The following is a 17,442-nucleotide window of genomic DNA, read 5'->3' as shown; positions in this document are numbered from 1 at the left end:
ACCATTTGAAGGAGGTAGTCTGGATGAGAAAACTGAGTGTTGTAGTGCTGGCGATCGCCGTGATCGCCTTTGCGGCGTTCCCGGCCTTTGCGCAGAAGGAATTGCGTGTGGTGGGCAGCTGGAGCAGCCTCACCATGTACCAGAACCTGGAGAAACCCTTCTGGACGGAGAAGCTACCCGAGGCCATGGACGGCGAGGTCTCGACCATCATGACCTCCCTGGGCCAGATCAACATGCAAGGTGCGGCCGTTCTGCGGGGTATGGAACAGGGTATCTTCGACGTGGTCTGTACGGTGGTGGACTATATCGTTTCCGACTGTCCCGAACTGGCGGGCCTCGATCTCCCTGTTCTGGCGCCGAATATCGAGGATGCCCGTGAGGTTGTCGAGGCCTACCGTCCCGTGATGAGCAAGGCCCTGGAAGACAGCTTCAACGCCAAGCTTCTGTCGGTGGTCCCCTATCCCGCGCAGGTTCTCTTTACCACCAAGGAGATCGGTGGTCTTGAGGATATCAAGGGCATGAAGATCCGGGCCAGCGGGTGGACTACGTCCCAGTTCATCGACGCCCTCGGTGCGACGGGTGTCACCATCTCCTTCGGCGAGGTACCCCAGTCGCTGCAGCGGGGCGTCGTGGAAGGCGCCGTCACGGGAAGCCTCTCGGGGTACTCCGCCGGATGGGGCGAGGTGACCTCCTACCTCTATCCCATTCCCATCGGCGGCTGGGACTACGTGATGACCGTGATGAGCCTGGATACATGGAACAGCTTCAGCGAAAAGGAGCAGCAGCTCATCCAGTCTCTGATTACGGAAGAGGTCGAGCAGCCCGGCTGGAAGGTCACCGACAAGGAGACCCAGGCCGGTATCAACTGCCTCACCGGAACAGGCCCCTGCAGCTACGGGGAGGCCAACAGCCTCGGACTCATTGAGGTTTCCGAGAGCGATATCAAGCTGGCCCGGCAGATTCTTCTCGACAATGTCCTGCCGGCCTGGGTGGAGAAGGTCGATGACGCTGCCGTAAACCGCTGGAAGGGTTCCATCGGAGATGTTGTCGGACTCGACCCGACGGTCCAGTAGTCTTTCGCTGTCTGCCACCTAGCGGGTGCGCCTCCAGCGTTGCCCGGGTGAGCACGCACCGGCACACCTCCTGTCGCTGCCATGGCGGGAGGTGTGCCGTGTATTTCCAAAGGAGGAGAGGAAATGACAGGAAAACAGGAGTTGGTGCCCGCCCCGATCCGGGGGCTCCGGCGGCTGTCCCGGTACAGTGTGATTGCCGGCGGCGTTGTGCTGCTCTGTATGTCCTTTTTTATCGCCTTCGAGGTGGTGCTGAGGAAATTCTTCTCTCTTTCCACGCGGGGAGCGGAGGAGATCTCAAGCTACGCTCTTGCGGCCATCAGTGCCTGGGCCTTTGCCTTTGCCCTCTTTGAAAAGGCCCACATCCGCATTGATGTGCTCTACACCAAGCTGCAGAGGGGGAAACGCTTCTTTCTCGATCTGCTTGCCCTCTTTTCAGTGCTCTTTTTCCTCTATCCCATGCTCTGGTATGCCTTCAAGGTGGTGCGAACCTCCATCGCCAGAAACTCGGTGGCCAACACCCCACTGCAGACCCCCTTGTGGATACCCCAGAGCATATGGTTTGCCGGACTGGTCTTCTTCGCCTTTGTCGCGACGGTTCTGTTCCTCGCCACGGCCTGCAATATAGTGCGCGGACGCTACGAAACGGCGGCTACCCTTTCTGCCTGTACCATGCTGGAAGAGGATATCGCACGTGAGGGAGAGATGCCCCTGGAGACGGAGCAATCAGGGGAACCGTTGCCGAACGAAGAGGAGGAGAGGTAGAGGATATGATCTGGATCGTGACCTTCATCATTCTGATTGTCTTCCTTCTGTTGAGCATTCCGGTGGCTTCCACCATGGGGGTGCTGGGCTTTATCCTGGGCAAGGCCTTCTCCCCTTTCCCGCTGCACCGGGCGATTGGCGAGGTGAGCTGGGCGGCGAGCGCCAATTTCAGTCTCTTTGCCATTCCCCTCTTTGTCCTTCTCGGCCAGATTCTTGTGAAATCAGGCATCGCCGAACGTACCTACCAGGCGGTGGACCGCTGGCTTTCCTGGCTGCCCGGGGGACTGATGCACGCCAACATCGCCACCTGCGCCCTCTTTGCGGCCACCTCGGGTTCCAGTGTGGCCACGGGGGCCACCATGGGTACCGTCGCGCTGCCCCAGGGCGTGAAGTACGGATACAATGAAGGGCTCTTTGCCGGAACCATCGCCGCAGGCGGGACACTGGGCATCCTGATCCCGCCGTCGATCAATCTTATCGTCTACGGCTTTCTGACCAATACGTCGATTCCCAAGCTCTTCATCGCCGGGATCGTTCCCGGGGTGCTCCTGGCCATCATCTTCATGGTCTTTATCCTGATAGCCTGCATTGTCCGCCCCAGTCTGGGTTCCCATCGGAGAAGCGTCAGCTGGGCGGAACGCTTCGGGAGCCTGAAGGATCTGATTCCCATGGTGGGAATCTTTGTGATCGTCATCGGTTCCATCTATGCGGGCTTTGCCACGCCCACCGAGTCTGCAGCTTTGGGTGTGCTCGGTTCCCTGGGGATCGCGGCGGCCCACAGGAAGCTCACCCTCAAAGCGCTGGTGGAGTCCTTCGAGGGGACGCTGCGCACCACGGGGATGATCATGTTCATCATCGTGGCGGCCAATTTCCTGAACTTCATCCTGATCTCCCTGGGACTCACCGACCAGATCACCTCCTTCATCAGCACACTGGGTTTTACGCCCTTCCAGACGCTTCTGGTGATCGTGGGGATGTATATCATCCTCGGCTTCTTCATCGAGACCCTGTCGCTGATGGTGCTGACCATACCCGTGGTGGCGCCGATCATCACCGATCTCGGGTATGATCCCATCTGGTTCGGCATCCTGCTGATCCTGCTCATCGAGATGGCGCTGATCACCCCGCCGGTGGGGTTGAATCTCTACGTTGTCCAGGGGGTCCGCGAGCGGGGATCGATCGGCGAGATCGCCGTGGGCATCATTCCTTTTGTCTTTCTTATTATGCTGATGATCGGCATTATCATTCGTTTCCCCGGTCTGGTGTCGCTGTTATTGTAGGTGACGGCGTCTGCTTGCAGGATGTCCTGAAGGCCTGTATCATAAAATAAGGCATTCAGGGCTTTTGATAAACATATTTACCATATATATTGGACTGCTTTGGGTGCCATACCACGACTTGGGAGGGATTTTTGTGCGCTGGTGTCGTATTGGTGTTGCTGTTTTTGTGGGGATCGTTCTTGCCGTGGGGTGTGCTGCGGCGGAGGAGCTGCAGGAAAAGAGCTGCCGGGAGGTCAAGGCACTGCTCGATGCGAGCGGTGACGATGTGACGGTCTTCGATGTCCGTACCGCCGAGGAGCTTGCCGAAACCGGCTGGATCGAGGATGCCGTACACATCGATTACAATGAGTACCAAGATGATCCCCAGGGCCTGGCGGTCAAACTGGCCCAGTACCCGAAAGACGGCAGCTATGTGGTCTACTGCAAGAAGGGTGGGCGCAGCGGGGCCTTCGGGGAGATGATGGTTTCCCTGGGCTATAACGATGTGACCAATATGGAAGGCGGGATGACCCGATGGCTGGAACTCGGGTATCCTGTGGTCAACGAGGAGGAGAGCTCCGGCAGCGGGTGTGTGCTGCAGGCTTCCGCACCCGCATTCGTCGCCCTTCTTCTGCCGCTCTCCCTGGTCTGCAGGAAGGGAAGAACGCAATAGGCCGCAACCGGCAGACTGAGCGTGATGCCTGCAGGAGGCCCGCCAAGGCGGGCCTCCTGCAGGGCTAGCAGATACGCGGGAGGATCTCGCCGACGGGCATATCGACAACCCGCTTTCCGCCGATTGCGGTGACGAGCCCCACATAGCCGGGGTGGTCCGCGGTGACCCTCCCGATCATTGCGGAGTCCTTGCCGAGCGGGTGCCTCCGCAGGCGCCGGAGGGCCTCCCCGGCCTGTTCCGGAGCGACCGCGACGGCCGCTGTCCCCTCACAGGCAAGATAGAGCGGATCAAAACCAAGCAGGTCCGCTACCGACCGCACTCCCTCGTCTGCAGGGATCTCCCGTTCCGTGATCTCGATACCCGCCCTCGCCCCCTCCGCCCATTCGCAGAGCACCGTTCCAACACCGCCGCGCGTGCAATCCCGCATACAGTGCAGCCCCGGGAGGTCCATCAGCGGTTCCAGAACCGGCCGGAGGGGGGCGCAGTCGCTCTCCAGGGACGGTGCGCGGAGATTGTATCTGGTGGCGGCGATGGTCGCCCCGTGGCGTCCCGGCGCCCCGGTGAGCAGGATCGCATCGCCGGTGTGGAGCTGTCGGATGCCCAGGATGCCATCGGTCACCCTGGTGCCGACAGCGGTGGTTGTCATGTAGAGGCCGTCCACGGTGCCCCGGGGAACGACCTTGGTGTCGCCCGCGACCAGTGTGATCCCCTCGGCACGGCATACCTCGGCCGCTTCGCCGGTGTGGTAGAGGAGTTCCTCCTCGGGGAGCCCCTCCTCGGCGATGATGCCCAGGCAGAGATGTTCCGCCCGCACACCGCGGACGGTAAGGTCGTTGGCGGAGCCGCAGACGGCGAGCCTGCCCAGACAGCTGCCGGGGAAGCGCCGGGGAGAGACGGTGAACCCGTCCATGGTGACTCCGGTATCCCCATTGAGGAGGGCGCAGTCTTCGAGCTCTTCCTCCCGTTTTCCATTCCGGAATGGCGCCAGGATGCTGCCCACCAGCTCCTGAGAGAGGCGGCCGCCGCTTCCGTGTCCCAGACTGAGCAGTCCGCTGTCGGTTCCAGGCGTCACAGTATCTCACTCCCTTGGTACTTGTAGTGGGCCGCACAGCTTCCTTCGCTGGAGACCATGCAGGGCCCCACGGGGTTGACCGGTGTGCATGCCGTTCCGAAGAGGGGGCATTCCGGGGGAAGGATCAATCCGGAAAGCACGTCGCCGCAGCGGCATCCATCGGGGACAGGCGCTTCGGTGACCGTCAGGCCCAGCTTGCCCGGGGCGTCAAAGATTCGGAAGGGTTCCCGGAGCGCGTACCCCGAGGCGGGGATGACGCCAAGCCCTCTCCAGGAGGCGTCGCTTGCTGTGAAGACCTGGTCCAGCAGTTTCAGGGCCCGTGTGTTGCCGTCGGGTCGGACGGCGCGCCGGTAGAGAGAGCGGACAGCCGGTTTGTCGGTGCGGATCTGGCGGACCAGTTCGAGAACCCCGAAGAGGATGTCCTCCGCCTCAAATCCCGCTATGGCGCAGGCGATCCCGTATTCCTCGGAGAGGAAACGGTAGGGCGCCTCGCCGATGATGGTGCTCACGTGCCCGGGGAGCAGGAAGCCGTCGATCTGAAGCTCTTTGTCCGAGGCGAGGAGCTGGAGTGCCGGAGGAACGACCTTGTGCAGACAGAGTACCGAGAAGTTGGACGTCCCCTTTTCGGCTGCCTCCCGGACCACCGCTGCGGTGGCCGGTGAGGTGGTCTCGAACCCGACGGCCAGAAAGACCGTTTCGCGGTCCGGGTTCTCCCCGGCGATATGCAGCGCTTCGGCAGCCGAGGTGACCACTCTGACATCCCTGCCTGCGGCCCGTTCGGCGGCGAGGGAACTGCTTCCGCCGGGAACGCGGAGCATATCGCCGTAGGTGGCCACGATGGTGCCCGGCCGCCTGGCCAGCTCTACGGCGGCATTGATCTCACCCTGAGAGGTCACGCAGACCGGACAGCCGGGACCGGAGATCAGCGAGATCTCTGTGGGGAGGAGACTGCGGACCCCATTGCGGAAGATGGAGACGGTGTGGGTGCCGCAGACCTCCATAAACCGCATCGGACGGTCTACGGAACGTGCCAGGAGCGCGGCGGCGTTACTGATGTGCAACGGGGGGCTCCCCTTCGGCGAAGGCGGCGAGCTCTTCCCAGAGCCGCTCCCGCTCCTCGCCGTCCTCCTGACTGAGCTTTTCGATGGCGAATCCGGCGTGGACAAGCACCTTGTCGCCCGGGACGACCCCCTCCAGCAGATCTGTCCGGATCGAGACCTCCACATTGCCCGCACGGGCCAGGGCGGAGGTCTCGCCATCGGTTTCGATGATCGTATGCGGCACAGCGAGACACATCGTGCATTCCTCCTTACGGAGTGGTATTGTACTCCAAAATGCCCCTGGGGAAAGCGGTAATCTGCCGCACATTGGGGGCGTCTTTCGCCGCAACGGCAGAAAGATGCTCTCAATAGTTGCGTTATCAGGCAGAGAACCGTATTATTGCGGTTGTATGGGGGAATAGAGAAAGGGGGGTAGGATGTTCCTTGTGGTCGCCGCATTGTGCGGGATGAAAAAGCATGTTTAGAGGAGGGATACTATGAGCAACGGAGAACAGCGAGAACAGTGGAGCGGTCGACTCGGTCTGATCCTTGCGGCAGCGGGCTCGGCTGTCGGACTCGGGAATATCTGGCGTTTTTCCTACATCACAGGCGAGATGGGAGGCGCGGCCTTCCTGCTTGTCTATCTGATCGTGATCTTTGTCATAGGCGTCTCCGTGATGGTCGCCGAGTTTTCCATTGGACGCGCGGCACAGCGGAACGCAGTCGGCTCCTTCAAGGTCCTGAAGGGCGGAGCATGGCCGATCGTCGGCTGGATGGGGGTCATCGCCGGATTCATGATCCTCTCTTTCTACGGTGTCATCGGCGGCTGGACCACCCCCTACATCTTCAAATCCTTCGGCAGCATGATGCAGCAGATGAGCGGCGCGGAGATCAAGGCCGCCGGAGATATGGCCGGCGAGCTCTTCGGGGGTTTTGTCTCCAATTCGGTGCAGGTCATCGCCTACCAGGCCGCATTTATGCTCGTCACGATCCTGGTGATCGCCAAGGGCGTAGCCGGCGGTATCGAACGCTGCTGCAAATGGCTCATGCCCGGTCTGTTCGTCATTCTCATCGTACTCATTATCCGTGCGGTTACCCTGGAGGGCAGCGGTGCGGGGCTCGCGTTCTACCTGCAGCCGGACTTTTCCAAACTCAATGCGAGCGTTTTCTTCGCCGCACTGGGACAGGCCTTCTTTACCCTGTCTCTCGGGATGGGGTGCATGATCACCTACGGCAGCTACATCGGCAAGAACGAGAAACTGCCTGTATCCGCCGCGCAGGTGGCCGTGCTCGACACGAGCGTGGCCTTCCTGGCAGGGCTGGCGATCTTCCCCATTGTCTTCGCCTTCGGTATCCCCCCCAGTTCGGGCCCGGGGCTGACGTTTATCTCCCTGCCCGCCTGTTTCTCTCATATGCCCGGCGGATCGTTCTGGTCGGGGCTTTTCTTCCTGCTGCTCTTCATGGCCGGCTTGACCTCGGCGATCTCGCTTCTGGAGGTTGTGGTGGCCTACTTCCGGGACGAGCTCGGATGGAGCCGCCCCAAGGCGACCTGGATTCTGGGAACAGTGATCTTCCTGATCGGGATCCCCTCGGCGCTCTCTCTGGGCGGCAACTTCCCGACGATCATGGGGCTCTCCTTCCTGGACCTCATGGACAAGACGACGGCGAATTTCCTGCTTCCCCTGGGAGGGCTCTTTATCTCCCTCTTTGTGGGCTGGGTCTGGCTTGACGGGGCACGCAAGGAGGTCACCAACCATGGCAAGATTGAGTTTGCTCTGCTTGGTGCCTGGGTCTGGGTGTGCCGGGTCATCGCCCCCGTAGCCATTGCGTTTATCTTCTACAATAAAGTGGTGGGATTTTAATAGCATCCCGAGGACAGCAACACGACAGGAGGCCGCCCCTGGGGTGGCCTCCTGTCGTATTTTGACATACCCGTTGGATACCTTGGGTCTTGTGCGGAAGGGAACAAATTGGTAGGATAGGAACAGATACGCCCGAGGAAGGTCGCAAGAGAGATCCTGCTGACGGAAAACCCTGCAGGGCGCCGAAGGGGCAACGCCGGAACAGAGGCGGAAACTCTCAGGCACCAGGATTGCGGCTGGAGGGAACTCTGGAATTACTGGCCTCCCCGTGAGGTTCGACGACAGAGACAGAAAACTTGTTTCTCGTGAACCGTTGGGGGGGCATTGTAATGGGCAGCTGCACCACACTCGTCACAAACAATCCCGATTTTCGCCCGACCGTAAAATCCCTGGAACTGATCGACGGAAACTCCCTGGATGTGCTTGTCGCGGTCCGCGACAGGGTGCACCGCGGAGCCCGGCTCCTCAACCATCCCCTCTACGGAAACCTCAGACCCGACCAGCAACGATACCGATCCCTTCTTCTGCAGGAACGGCGGGGCACGGCACCGGATACGCCAATGCCGGTGCACTATCCCTCGCTGCGATTGCTTGAGGAGGCCCTTGCCGTCTACCGCGCCTACGACAACAGACTGCCCGGATCCGGCGCCTTCGGCCGCAAGGCCGACGAGGACTGCCGGTATCTGGACAAGCAGTTGCTGCTGGAAACACTCAGGCAGTACAGCATGTTGCTGGACCTTGATGGGTCGTAAGGGAGCTGCAGACTGCAAAAGGAAACGGGATCGGTTGCTGTCGTGAAGGAAGGAGGGGTGGTACGTACGAAGAACGCTACAGAGAAGATGACACGTTCGTGCGAAACGATGGGGTAATACAAGATTGGTGCAAGGGGGGATTTCTTTGAAACTGGAGCTCCATTCAATCAAGGTCCATGCTCTGGCCTGGGGAGAGAAGACGGAAATCAACGATGGGGTGCTCTCCATCAACAGACAGGAGCTCATCGATCATCTGAGTGAGGACGAGCGGCTCGGCGGCGTGGATGTCGAGCTCGTGCATCCCGGCGACAGCACGAGAATCATTCCCGTGAAGGATGTTGTGGAGCCGCGGTGCAAGCTTGAGGGAGACAGTGAGGTATTCCCGGGATTCATCGGCGATGTGGACAGCGTCGGCGAGGGCAAGACATTGGTCCTTTCGGGGGCGGCAGTGGTGACCACCGGCAGGATTGTGGCCACCCAGGAGGGCATCATCGACATGTCCGGCCCCGGGGCGGAGTACACGCCATACTCCAGGACCTGCAACGTGACGGTTATCCTGGAACCCGCCGATCCCGACCTGGAGAAGCACAGCTACGAAGAGGCATGCAGAATGGCGGGGTTGAAGGCCTCCACCTATCTCGCCAAGTCCGCCGTATCGGTGTCGGCCGATGCGATCGGGGAATACGAGTTTGCCCCTCTCTCCGAAGGTATGAGCCGCTACCCGGAGCTTCCCAGGGTTGCCTATATGTACATGCTGCAGTCCCAGGGACTGCTCCATGACACCTATGTCTACGGCCACGACGCAAAGAAGACCTTACCCACACTGATCAGCCCCACAGAGGTCTTCGACGGTGCGGTGGTCTCGGGCAACTGTGTCTCCGCCTGCGACAAGAACAATACCTACGCCCATCTCAACAATCCGGTGATCGAAGGCATGTTCGCCCGCCACGGCAAGGATTTCAACTTCGTCGGCGTGATCCTCACCAACGAGAATGTCACCCTGGAAGACAAGGAACGGAGTTCTTCCTATGCCGTCAAGCTGGCCCGACTCCTCGGTGTGGATGGAGTGCTGATCTCCCAGGAGGGCTTCGGCAATCCCGATGCAGATCTGGTGGCCAACTGCTGGAAGGCCGAGCGTTCCGGAATCAAGACTACATTGATCACCGACGAATACGCCGGCCGCGACGGCGCCAGTCAGGGCCTCGCCGACGCCTGCAAGGAGGGTGACGCCGTGGTGAGCGTAGGGAACGCCAACGAGACCGTCGATCTTCCCGTGATGGACAAGGTTCTGGGCTATCCGGAGGAGGCCGACGTCATCGACGGCGGTTGGTACGGATCACTCCACGAAGACGGAAGCATCTCCGTAGAGATCCAGACCATCATCGGAGCCACCAACCAGCTGGGCTACACGAACAACGGCGCCTACACCCTGTAGGGGAAGGAGGGAAATCTGTGTCCTATCGCATTGTCCATTACATCAATCAGTTTTTCGCCGGTATCGGCGGTGAGGAGAAGGCCGATATCGCCCCGGAGATCAGGGAGGGTGTTGTCGGACCTGGAGCGGCCTTCCGGAAAGCCTTTGGCGGGGAAGCCGAGATTGTGGCCACGGTGATCTGCGGCGACTCCTATTTTGCTTCCGATGCCGAGACTGTGGCCGCCGGGATTCTGGACAAGATCAAAGACTACCGGCCCGATGGTGTGGTGCTCGGCCCTGCCTTCAACGCCGGCCGTTACGGGACGGCCTGCGGCGCCATGGGGGATGCTGTCGCCAAGAGTCTCGACATCCCGGTGGTATCCGGCATGTATCCCGAGAATCCAGGCGTTGACATGTTCCGGAAAAGCCTCTTTATCGTGGAGACCGGCGACAGCGCCCGGGGGATGGGCAAGGCCGTCCCCGCCATGGCACGGATCATGCTGAAACTCCTGAAGGGCGAAGCGCTGGGAAGCCCCGCGGAGGAGGGCTATATCCAGCGGGGAGTCCGGAGGAACATGTTCTATCAGGACCTCGCCGCCCACCGCGCTCTGGACATATTCACCAGGAAACTGAAAGGCGAACCCTTCACCACGGAGTACGTGATGCCTGTCTTCGACAGGGTGGAGCCCAACCCGCCCATCACCGACCTGACAGACTGCACCATTGCCCTGGTGACCTCCGGCGGCATCGTGCCCAGGGGGAACCCCGACCACATCGCCGCTTCCAGCGCCCAGAACTACGGGGCCTATGACATCACCGGTCTCGATGATCTGACCTCCCAGGATTACGAAAGCTGCCACGGCGGCTACGACAGCACCTACGCCTGTCAGGATCCCGATATGGTTTTGCCTGTCGATGTGATGCGCGATCTGGAACGGGAAGGACGCTTCAAGGGGTTGCACAACACGATCTACTCCTCCGTCGGTAACGGCACCTCCGTGGCCAACGCCAAGCGGTTCGCCGCGGAGTTCGCCGAGCAGATGAAACGCGACGGGGTTGACGCCGTCATCGTCACCTCCACCTGAGGAACCTGCACGCGTTGCGGTGCAACGTTTGTCAAGGAGATCGAACGGGCAGGCCTCCCCGTGGCCCACGTGGCCACCATTGTTCCCATCTCGCTGACCGTCGGCGCCAATCGGATTGTGCCGGCCATAGCGATTCCCCATCCTCTCGGTGATCCCGGCAAAAGCCCGGAAGAACAGAAAGGACTACGGAGGGGCCTCGTGGAGAAGGCGCTCCGTGCGCTCCAGACGGAGGTGACAGGCCAGACTGTCTTTGAGGAATAGTATCAGGGAGGAGGAAAAGCCGGCGTCTCCACGCCGGCTTTTCCTCCGGTACAGCCCGGTGGAACGTGGAAGCGAACGACAGAAGGAGCAAAAGGTGTTAGAATACTCCGAAAGGGGATTATCCTACAAACGGATGATGGTTCTCGTCTGAGGAGAGGAGATGAATGCTGTGACCTTTCGACCGACACGTATGGAGGTGGATCTGGAAGCCATTGCCGGTAACTTCAGGACGATCCGCGGGTACGCAGGGTCGGGATGCCAGGTCTTCGGTGTGGTGAAAGCCGACGGATACGGCATGGGGATGGTACCGGTCGCCGAGGCGCTGCAGAAGGCGGGTTGCCAGCGCTTTGCCGTCGCGACACCCGACGAAGCGCTGGATCTCCGCAAGGCGGGCATTCAGGATCCGGTGCTTGTCCTTGGCCCCTCCCCGGCAGAGGCCGCCGAGGAGCTGATCCTCAACAATATCGAGATCACCCTGTTCAATCTGGCCAACGCAAAGGCCTTCAGCGAAGCAGCCAAGGGCATCGGTCAGGATGCTTTGGCCCACATCAAGATCGACACCGGTATGGGACGGATCGGTTTTCTGCCGGATGCCTTCCCGCAAGCTGTCCGGGAGATCCGATCGCTGCCTGGACTCAGGCTTTCCGGACTGTTTACCCATTTCGCCACCGCCGATGAACGACACCGGGAGTATACCGATGCCCAGTTCCAGCGGTACGGCGACGTACTGGGGAGCCTTCGCGAGGAGGGGGTCGGTGTTCCCCTCCGCCATGTCTGCAATAGCGCCGCCTTCGTCAACTTTCCGGAAATGCATCTCGATGCCGTCCGACCAGGTCTGCTGGTCTACGGGATGTGGCCCTCCCCCTACTGTCGGCAGCCCTTTCATCTTCAGGAGTGCTTCAGGGTGAAAAGCGCTTTGATGGATGTCCGGACGCTTCCCGCCCGCTGGGGTGTGAGCTATGGGATCCGGTACATGACCAGAGGAGAGGATCAGATCGGGGTGCTCCCCATCGGCTACCACGACGGCTTGCCCAGGAGCCTGTCCATGAAGGGCGAGGTCCTGATCCGCGGCAGGCGGGCACCCCTTGTGGGTGCCATCTGCATGGACCAGACGATGGTTGACGTGAGCCACATCGAGGACGTTCAGGCCGGCGACGAGGTGGTCTTCGTCGGTTGTCAGGGCGAGGATGCCGTTTCCCCCGAGGAGTTTGCCGGCCGGCTGGGAACGATCAATTACGAGGTCCCCAGTCTGTTCACCCCGCGGGTGCCCCGGCGGTATACCAGCTGACTGTTGCGGCCCATCGTTCTTTGCTCTACAATAGTGATGGTTGTAGTGTTTTTGTGTGTAATGCAGGAAATAAAAATAGTAGGGAGGATGTAGGAATGAAGATAGGTTGCCCCAAGGAAGTCAAGAACCACGAGTATCGGGTCGGTCTGACTCCGCCTGCTGTCAGCGCCTATGTTGCGAAGGGCCACGAGGTGGTTGTCCAGAAGGGTGCCGGGCTCGGCTCCAGTATCAGTGACGAGGAATACACCGCAGCCGGTGCGACCCTCCTGGAGACGGCGGAGGAGGTGTGGAAGGGTGCCGAGATGATCGTCAAGGTCAAAGAGCCCCTTCCGGAGGAGTACGACCGGATGCAGCCGGGACAGCTCGTCTATACCTACTTTCACTTCGCCGCAGACGAGCGTCTTACCAAGGCCTGCATGGACAAAAAGATTGTCGCCCTGGCCTACGAAACGGTCCAGGATGCGAACGGCGGTCTTCCGTTGCTCAAACCGATGAGCGAGGTTGCCGGCCGGATGTCGTCGCTGGTCGGTGCTTACTATCTGGGCAAGGCCTACGGCGGGCGCGGCCTGCTCGCCTCCGGCGTACCGGGCGTTGCACCGGCCACGGTATCTGTCGTGGGCGGCGGCACGGTGGGGATGAACGCCGCGAAGATCGCCGCCGGCCTGGGCGCGAAGGTGAATGTCCTGGATGTCAAGCTGGAGCAGCTCGAATTCCTCGAGCAGATCATGCCGGCCAATGTCTTCCCCGTGTACAGCGACAGCCACAATCTGGAGGATTGCCTCCGCGAGTCGGATGTGGTGATCGGTGCGGTGTTGATCCCCGGCACCAAGGCACCCAAGCTGATCAAACGGGAACACCTTGCTCTGATGAAAGAGGGCGCCGTCTTTGTGGACGTGGCCATCGATCAGGGGGGTGTGGCGGAGACCTCCAAGCCCACCACCCACAGCGATCCGGTCTACATCGTCGACGATGTGGTGCACTACTGTGTGGCCAATATGCCCGGCGCCTATGCCAGAACCTCCACATTCTCTCTCAACAACTACACCATCAAGTACGGTCTCCAGCTCGCCGACAAGGGCGTCGAAGCGGCCTGCAGGGAGAATACGGCACTCCTGAAGGGACTCAACATGTACAAGGGCAAGGTGACCTTCAAGCCGGTGGCGGATGCCTTTGGTTTCGACGCGGACTATGTTTCCGCCGAGAGCGTGCTGTAACCACAGCCCGGTTTTTCGACATTCCCCGTAAGTGTCGTATAATGACCATGCCCCTCCGAAGCTGGAGGGGCATTATGCTTGGCAGATGTCGGAACGTTCGGTACGTTGCCGGACAGGGGTGCGCCGATGATCCGGATGTCGCGGTGCAGCGCGGACGCCCGGCTTTCGGCAGGGTAGTACGGGAATCGAGACAAGGAGCGATGGCAGGATGGACCTACAACAACTTGGAATCAGGGGCTGTGCGCGGGACGCACTGGACAGCGGCGGCGAGGAACGCCTTCATGAGGCGGCACGGCAGTGCCGGCTGTGGGCACTGGCCATGACGACCATTGCGGGAAGCGGGCATCCGGCCGGATCGCTTTCCAGCATGGAGATGTTTCTGCTTACCTACGGCGTGGCCGATCTGACGCCGGAGAACTGCGACGGGCTGGATCGGGATCATGTGGTGGTCAGTCACGGCCACACCTCTCCCGGAGTCTATGCGGCCCTGGCGGCCTGGGGGTTCTTCGATTCCCGGGAGGCGGTGGCCCACTTCCGGCAGGCCGGGAGCGCCTTTCAGGGACACGTGGAACGCGAGGTCCCGGGTATCGACTGGGGGACGGGCAATCTCGGCCAGGGGCTTGCCGCCGGCGCGGGGTACGCCCTTGCCCAGCAGCTCCGCGGTTCAACAAGACATACCTATGTCCTCATGAGTGACGGCGAGCAGGGCAAGGGGCAGATCGCCGAAGCGAGGCGGATCATTGTCAAGTACAATCTCCCTGTCACTGTCCTGGTGGACTGGAACCATATCCAGATCTCCGGCCGGGTGGAGGAGGTCATGGATGTGCCGATCCGCAAACTCTGGGAGGCCGACGGCTGGGAGGTGCTCCACGTGGATGGCCACGATCCGGCGGCGCTCTACGAGGGATTGCGGTACAGCCGCAACGCCGACCGCCCGGTGGTGCTGCTCTGTTCCACCCGGATGGGTCGGGGGGTTCCCTTTATGGAGGATGTCCCCGATTACCACGGAAAGGCCGCGTCGGCAGAGCAGCTTGAAGAGGCCTTTGCCATTCTTGGCGGGGACCTCGCCATGTTCCGGCAGGCCGGAGAGCGGAGGGAGGCGGAGGCCCCCGCAAAAGGGAGAGAGGTGGCGCCGCTGCCTGTTGCCATCGATATCGGTGAGCCCATCACCTACCCGGCGGATAGAAAAACCGACAACCGTTCGGCCTTCGGTGCTGCCCTCGCCGATGTGGGGGAGCGGAACGGCTCCTCTCCGACCCCGCTGGCCGTATTCGACTGCGATCTGGCCGGTTCCGTGAAGGTGAAGGACTTCGCCAAGCGCTGTCCCGAGCACTTCTTCGAGCTGGGGATCCAGGAGCACGCCACCGCTACGGTGGCCGGGGCCGCATCGGCGGGGGGCGTGGTGCCGGTCTGGGCGGATTTCGGTGTCTTCGGCATCGACGAGGCCTACAACCAGCAGCGGCTCAACGATATCAACAGAACCAGCCTGACCCTTGCACTGACTCATGTGGGGCTCGATGTCGGCGAGGACGGGATGACCCATCAGTGCATCGACTATGTGGGACTGCTCAGGAATCTCTTCGGTTGGCGCCTCATTGTGCCTGCCGACCCCAATCAGGCCGATCGGGCGACACGCTACGCCCTGGGGGAAGCGGGGAATGTCTGTCTGGCCATGGGCCGGAGCAAGCTGCCGGTGCTCACCGGCGAGGACGGCGCCCCCCTTTTCGGCGGTGACTACAGCTTTACCTACGGTGCCGTCGATCGCCTTCGCGCCGGAGACGACGCCGCGATCCTGACCATGGGACACATGGCCTGGCGGGCCCTCCAGGCGCGGGAATTGCTGGAAAAGCAGGGTTGCCGCTGCGCCGTCTACCACGTCGCCTCCCCGCTGGATCTCGACAGGGAGGCGCTGCGGGAGGCCGCGCGCACCGGCTGTGTGGTGACCTACGAGGACCACAATGTCCGGAGCGGGCTTGGTTCGTTGATCGCCGCCGAACTCTGCGCCATGGGGGTGCGGACGGCCTTTGCCTCTCTCGGTGTCAGCCGCTACGGCGCCTCGGGCGGTTCCGACCAGGTTATCGCCGAGATGGGGCTTTCCCCGGCGGATCTGGCCGATGCGGTGATGCACAATCTCTCCGGGGGCAAATGATGGAGCCGGGTACCCTCGTCGTTCTCTGGTCGCCCAGGAAGGGCGACAGCTTCATTGTCCGGCTCCGGGAGGGCGCCTCTCTGGGGAGCCACCTCGGCAAGGTGGGCCACGACGAGATAATGGAGCAGGGGTTCGGTGACGCCGTCACGACCCATACAGGCAACCGCCTGTACCTCCTCAGACCCCAGCTGGGTGGTTTTGTCCGCCGACTGAAACGGCAGACCCAGATTGTCTACCCCAAGGAAGCGGGCTACCTGCTGCTCCATCTCGGCATTGCCCCGGGAGCGAGGGTGCTCGAGTGCGGTACCGGTTCGGGGGCTCTGACAACCGTCTTCGCTCATTTTGTCGGCGACGGCGGGCGGGTCTATTCCTACGACAAGCGGCAGAACTTCACCGAGCTCGCCATGGCCAACTGCTGCCGCTGGGGGGTGGAAGACCGGGTCACCTTCAAGGTACGGGAGGTCGAAGAGGGCTTCGACGAACGGGATGTGGACGCCCTCTTTCTCGATGTGCCCAAGCCGTGGGAGTGCCTGGAGACAGCCGCTGTCGCACTGGCGCCGGGAGCCCGGATCGGGATTCTGGTTCCCACGGTCAACCAGATCGACAAGACCCTCCAGGGGTTCTCCCGTCTGGGCTTTGTCGATGTGGATGTGGTGGAGATCCTGGAACGGCACTACAAGACCAATCCGGCTCGTCTCCGTCCGGAGGACGTGATGGTGGGTCACACGGGGTTTCTGGTCTTCGCCTCCAGGGTTGTCGCCGACGAACAGGGAGGCTCCGGGGAGCCGGACCGGGAAGAACCGGAGGCCCTCTCCGATGTGGAGCCGGGAGAAGGGGCGTGACGGCAACCCTATGCAACCTGCCGTGCTGCTTCATATCTGCTGTGCCCCCGACGCCACGGTACCTGTAGCGGCTCTGTCCGAAAAAGGGTACAGGGTGCACGGGTTTTTCTACGGCAGCAATATCCACCCGGCGGCGGAATACCGCAGGCGGCGCGAGGCTGTGCAGCGGCTGTCGGAGGCCTATGGATTTCCCGTTTTGTTCGCCCCCTACGAACCGGAGTACTGGCTGTGCCGGACACGCCGGTACGCCGCGGCGCCCGAAGGAGGGAGGCGGTGCGGCCTCTGCTTTTGGCTCCAGCTTGCCGCAGCAGCGGTGGCGGCTCGGGAGAGGGGATTCCCCTGTCTCGACACGACACTGACCATCAGCCCCCACAAGGACGTGGCGTTGATCCATCGGATCGGGGAGCGCGCCGCCGACGCCGCAGGACCTTCGTGGCTTGCACACACCTGGCGGAAGAACGACGGGTTCGGGCGCTCCGTCCGGGAAAGCCGCCGGCTCGGTCTTTTCCGGCAGCACTACTGCGGCTGCATCTACAGTCTACGGAAGCGAGGGTGACACCACATGCCTGAACAGGAACGGACACACCGCATCACCGGAAAACTCCCCCCCGGATTGCTCCAGAAGAATGTCCTGCGCTTTACAGGCGCCCGGCGGGAAGAGGTGCTTATCGGTCCCTCTGTCGGGGAGGACGCATC

The 17,442-nt window shown here is 61.6% G+C and carries 16 protein-coding genes and 1 riboswitch; of the genes, 13 read left to right on the top strand and 3 right to left on the bottom strand.

Translation table 11 applies throughout. The features are described 5' to 3' along the window. Nucleotides 1–23: 23 nt before the first annotated feature. The 4 genes from K9L28_05250 to K9L28_05235 all read left to right on the top strand — a co-directional run bounded on the left by K9L28_05250 (nt 24) and on the right by K9L28_05235 (nt 3,767). Nucleotides 24–1,073 (top strand): TRAP transporter substrate-binding protein, encoded by a 1,050-nt coding sequence (locus tag K9L28_05250; GenBank protein ID MCF7935729.1) that lies wholly within the window; start codon nt 24–26, stop codon nt 1,071–1,073. A 123-nt stretch (nt 1,074–1,196) separates the two neighbouring features. Then, nucleotides 1,197–1,835, top strand: a complete 639-nt coding sequence (locus tag K9L28_05245) for a TRAP transporter small permease (protein ID MCF7935728.1) — start codon at nt 1,197–1,199, stop codon at nt 1,833–1,835. A 5-nt stretch (nt 1,836–1,840) separates the two neighbouring features. Further along, nucleotides 1,841–3,115 (top strand): TRAP transporter large permease, encoded by a 1,275-nt coding sequence (locus K9L28_05240; protein ID MCF7935727.1) that lies wholly within the window; start codon nt 1,841–1,843, stop codon nt 3,113–3,115. 133 nt (nt 3,116–3,248) lie between these two features. Continuing rightward, entirely contained in the window at nt 3,249–3,767 is a 519-nt protein-coding gene (locus K9L28_05235; protein ID MCF7935726.1) for a rhodanese-like domain-containing protein, read from the top strand. Between the two features lie 64 nt (nt 3,768–3,831). On the opposite strand, the gene hypE is transcribed toward K9L28_05235, so the two are convergent. The 3 genes from hypE to K9L28_05220 are packed head-to-tail and all read right to left on the bottom strand — an operon-like array spanning nt 3,832 to nt 6,135. After that, nucleotides 3,832–4,839, bottom strand: coding sequence for a hydrogenase expression/formation protein HypE (gene hypE, locus K9L28_05230; GenBank protein ID MCF7935725.1), 1,008 nt, complete (start codon nt 4,837–4,839; stop codon nt 3,832–3,834). Beyond that, the gene (gene hypD / locus K9L28_05225) at nt 4,836–5,894 is read right to left on the bottom strand and encodes a hydrogenase formation protein HypD (protein ID MCF7935724.1); all 1,059 of its coding nucleotides are present in this window, start codon (nt 5,892–5,894) and stop codon (nt 4,836–4,838) included. The genes hypE and hypD overlap by 4 nt, the downstream gene beginning before the upstream one ends. Continuing rightward, nucleotides 5,887–6,135: a HypC/HybG/HupF family hydrogenase formation chaperone gene (locus K9L28_05220; GenBank protein MCF7935723.1), complete on the bottom strand. Its 249-nt coding sequence runs from the start codon at nt 6,133–6,135 to the stop codon at nt 5,887–5,889. Before K9L28_05220 ends, hypD begins: the two co-directional genes overlap by 8 nt. Before the next feature lie 241 nt (nt 6,136–6,376). Here K9L28_05220 and K9L28_05215 point away from each other — a divergent pair, with 241 nt between their 5' ends. The 9 genes from K9L28_05215 (at nt 6,377) to K9L28_05175 (ending at nt 17,302) form a co-directional block, all read left to right on the top strand. Then, nucleotides 6,377–7,741 carry a sodium-dependent transporter gene (locus tag K9L28_05215; GenBank protein MCF7935722.1) on the top strand — a complete coding sequence of 455 codons (1,365 nt, stop codon included), beginning with the start codon at nt 6,377–6,379 and terminating at the stop codon, nt 7,739–7,741. A 135-nt stretch (nt 7,742–7,876) separates the two neighbouring features. Further along, nucleotides 7,877–7,984: riboswitch (glycine riboswitch) on the top strand. Nucleotides 7,985–8,070: 86 nt separating this feature from the next. Next, complete coding sequence (locus tag K9L28_05210; GenBank protein MCF7935721.1) at nt 8,071–8,493, top strand: GrdX family protein; 423 nt, start codon at nt 8,071–8,073, stop codon at nt 8,491–8,493. Between the two features lie 145 nt (nt 8,494–8,638). Beyond that, entirely contained in the window at nt 8,639–9,928 is a 1,290-nt protein-coding gene (locus K9L28_05205; protein MCF7935720.1) for a glycine/sarcosine/betaine reductase component B subunit, read from the top strand. Between the two features lie 17 nt (nt 9,929–9,945). Next, complete coding sequence (gene grdB / locus K9L28_05200) at nt 9,946–11,253, top strand: glycine reductase complex selenoprotein B (GenBank protein MCF7935719.1); 1,308 nt, start codon at nt 9,946–9,948, stop codon at nt 11,251–11,253. Between the two features lie 169 nt (nt 11,254–11,422). Beyond that, on the top strand, nt 11,423–12,541 hold the full coding sequence (gene alr, locus K9L28_05195) for an alanine racemase (GenBank protein ID MCF7935718.1): 1,119 nt from the start codon (nt 11,423–11,425) through the stop codon (nt 12,539–12,541). 95 nt (nt 12,542–12,636) lie between these two features. After that, entirely contained in the window at nt 12,637–13,755 is a 1,119-nt protein-coding gene (gene ald, locus K9L28_05190; GenBank protein MCF7935717.1) for an alanine dehydrogenase, read from the top strand. Between the two features lie 208 nt (nt 13,756–13,963). Then, nucleotides 13,964–15,904 (top strand): transketolase, encoded by a 1,941-nt coding sequence (locus tag K9L28_05185; protein ID MCF7935716.1) that lies wholly within the window; start codon nt 13,964–13,966, stop codon nt 15,902–15,904. Continuing rightward, nucleotides 15,901–16,746 carry a tRNA (adenine-N1)-methyltransferase gene (locus K9L28_05180; protein MCF7935715.1) on the top strand — a complete coding sequence of 282 codons (846 nt, stop codon included), beginning with the start codon at nt 15,901–15,903 and terminating at the stop codon, nt 16,744–16,746. Before K9L28_05185 ends, K9L28_05180 begins: the two co-directional genes overlap by 4 nt. Before the next feature lie 10 nt (nt 16,747–16,756). After that, entirely contained in the window at nt 16,757–17,302 is a 546-nt protein-coding gene (locus K9L28_05175; protein MCF7935714.1) for an epoxyqueuosine reductase QueH, read from the top strand. Nucleotides 17,303–17,442: the final 140 nt, after the last annotated feature.

Source organism: Synergistales bacterium (genome assembly GCA_021736445.1).
GTDB lineage: Bacteria > Synergistota > Synergistia > Synergistales > Aminiphilaceae > JAIPGA01.
The sequence above is the reverse complement of the archived record's forward strand: the minus strand, read 5'-3'. Positions and strand labels throughout refer to the sequence as shown.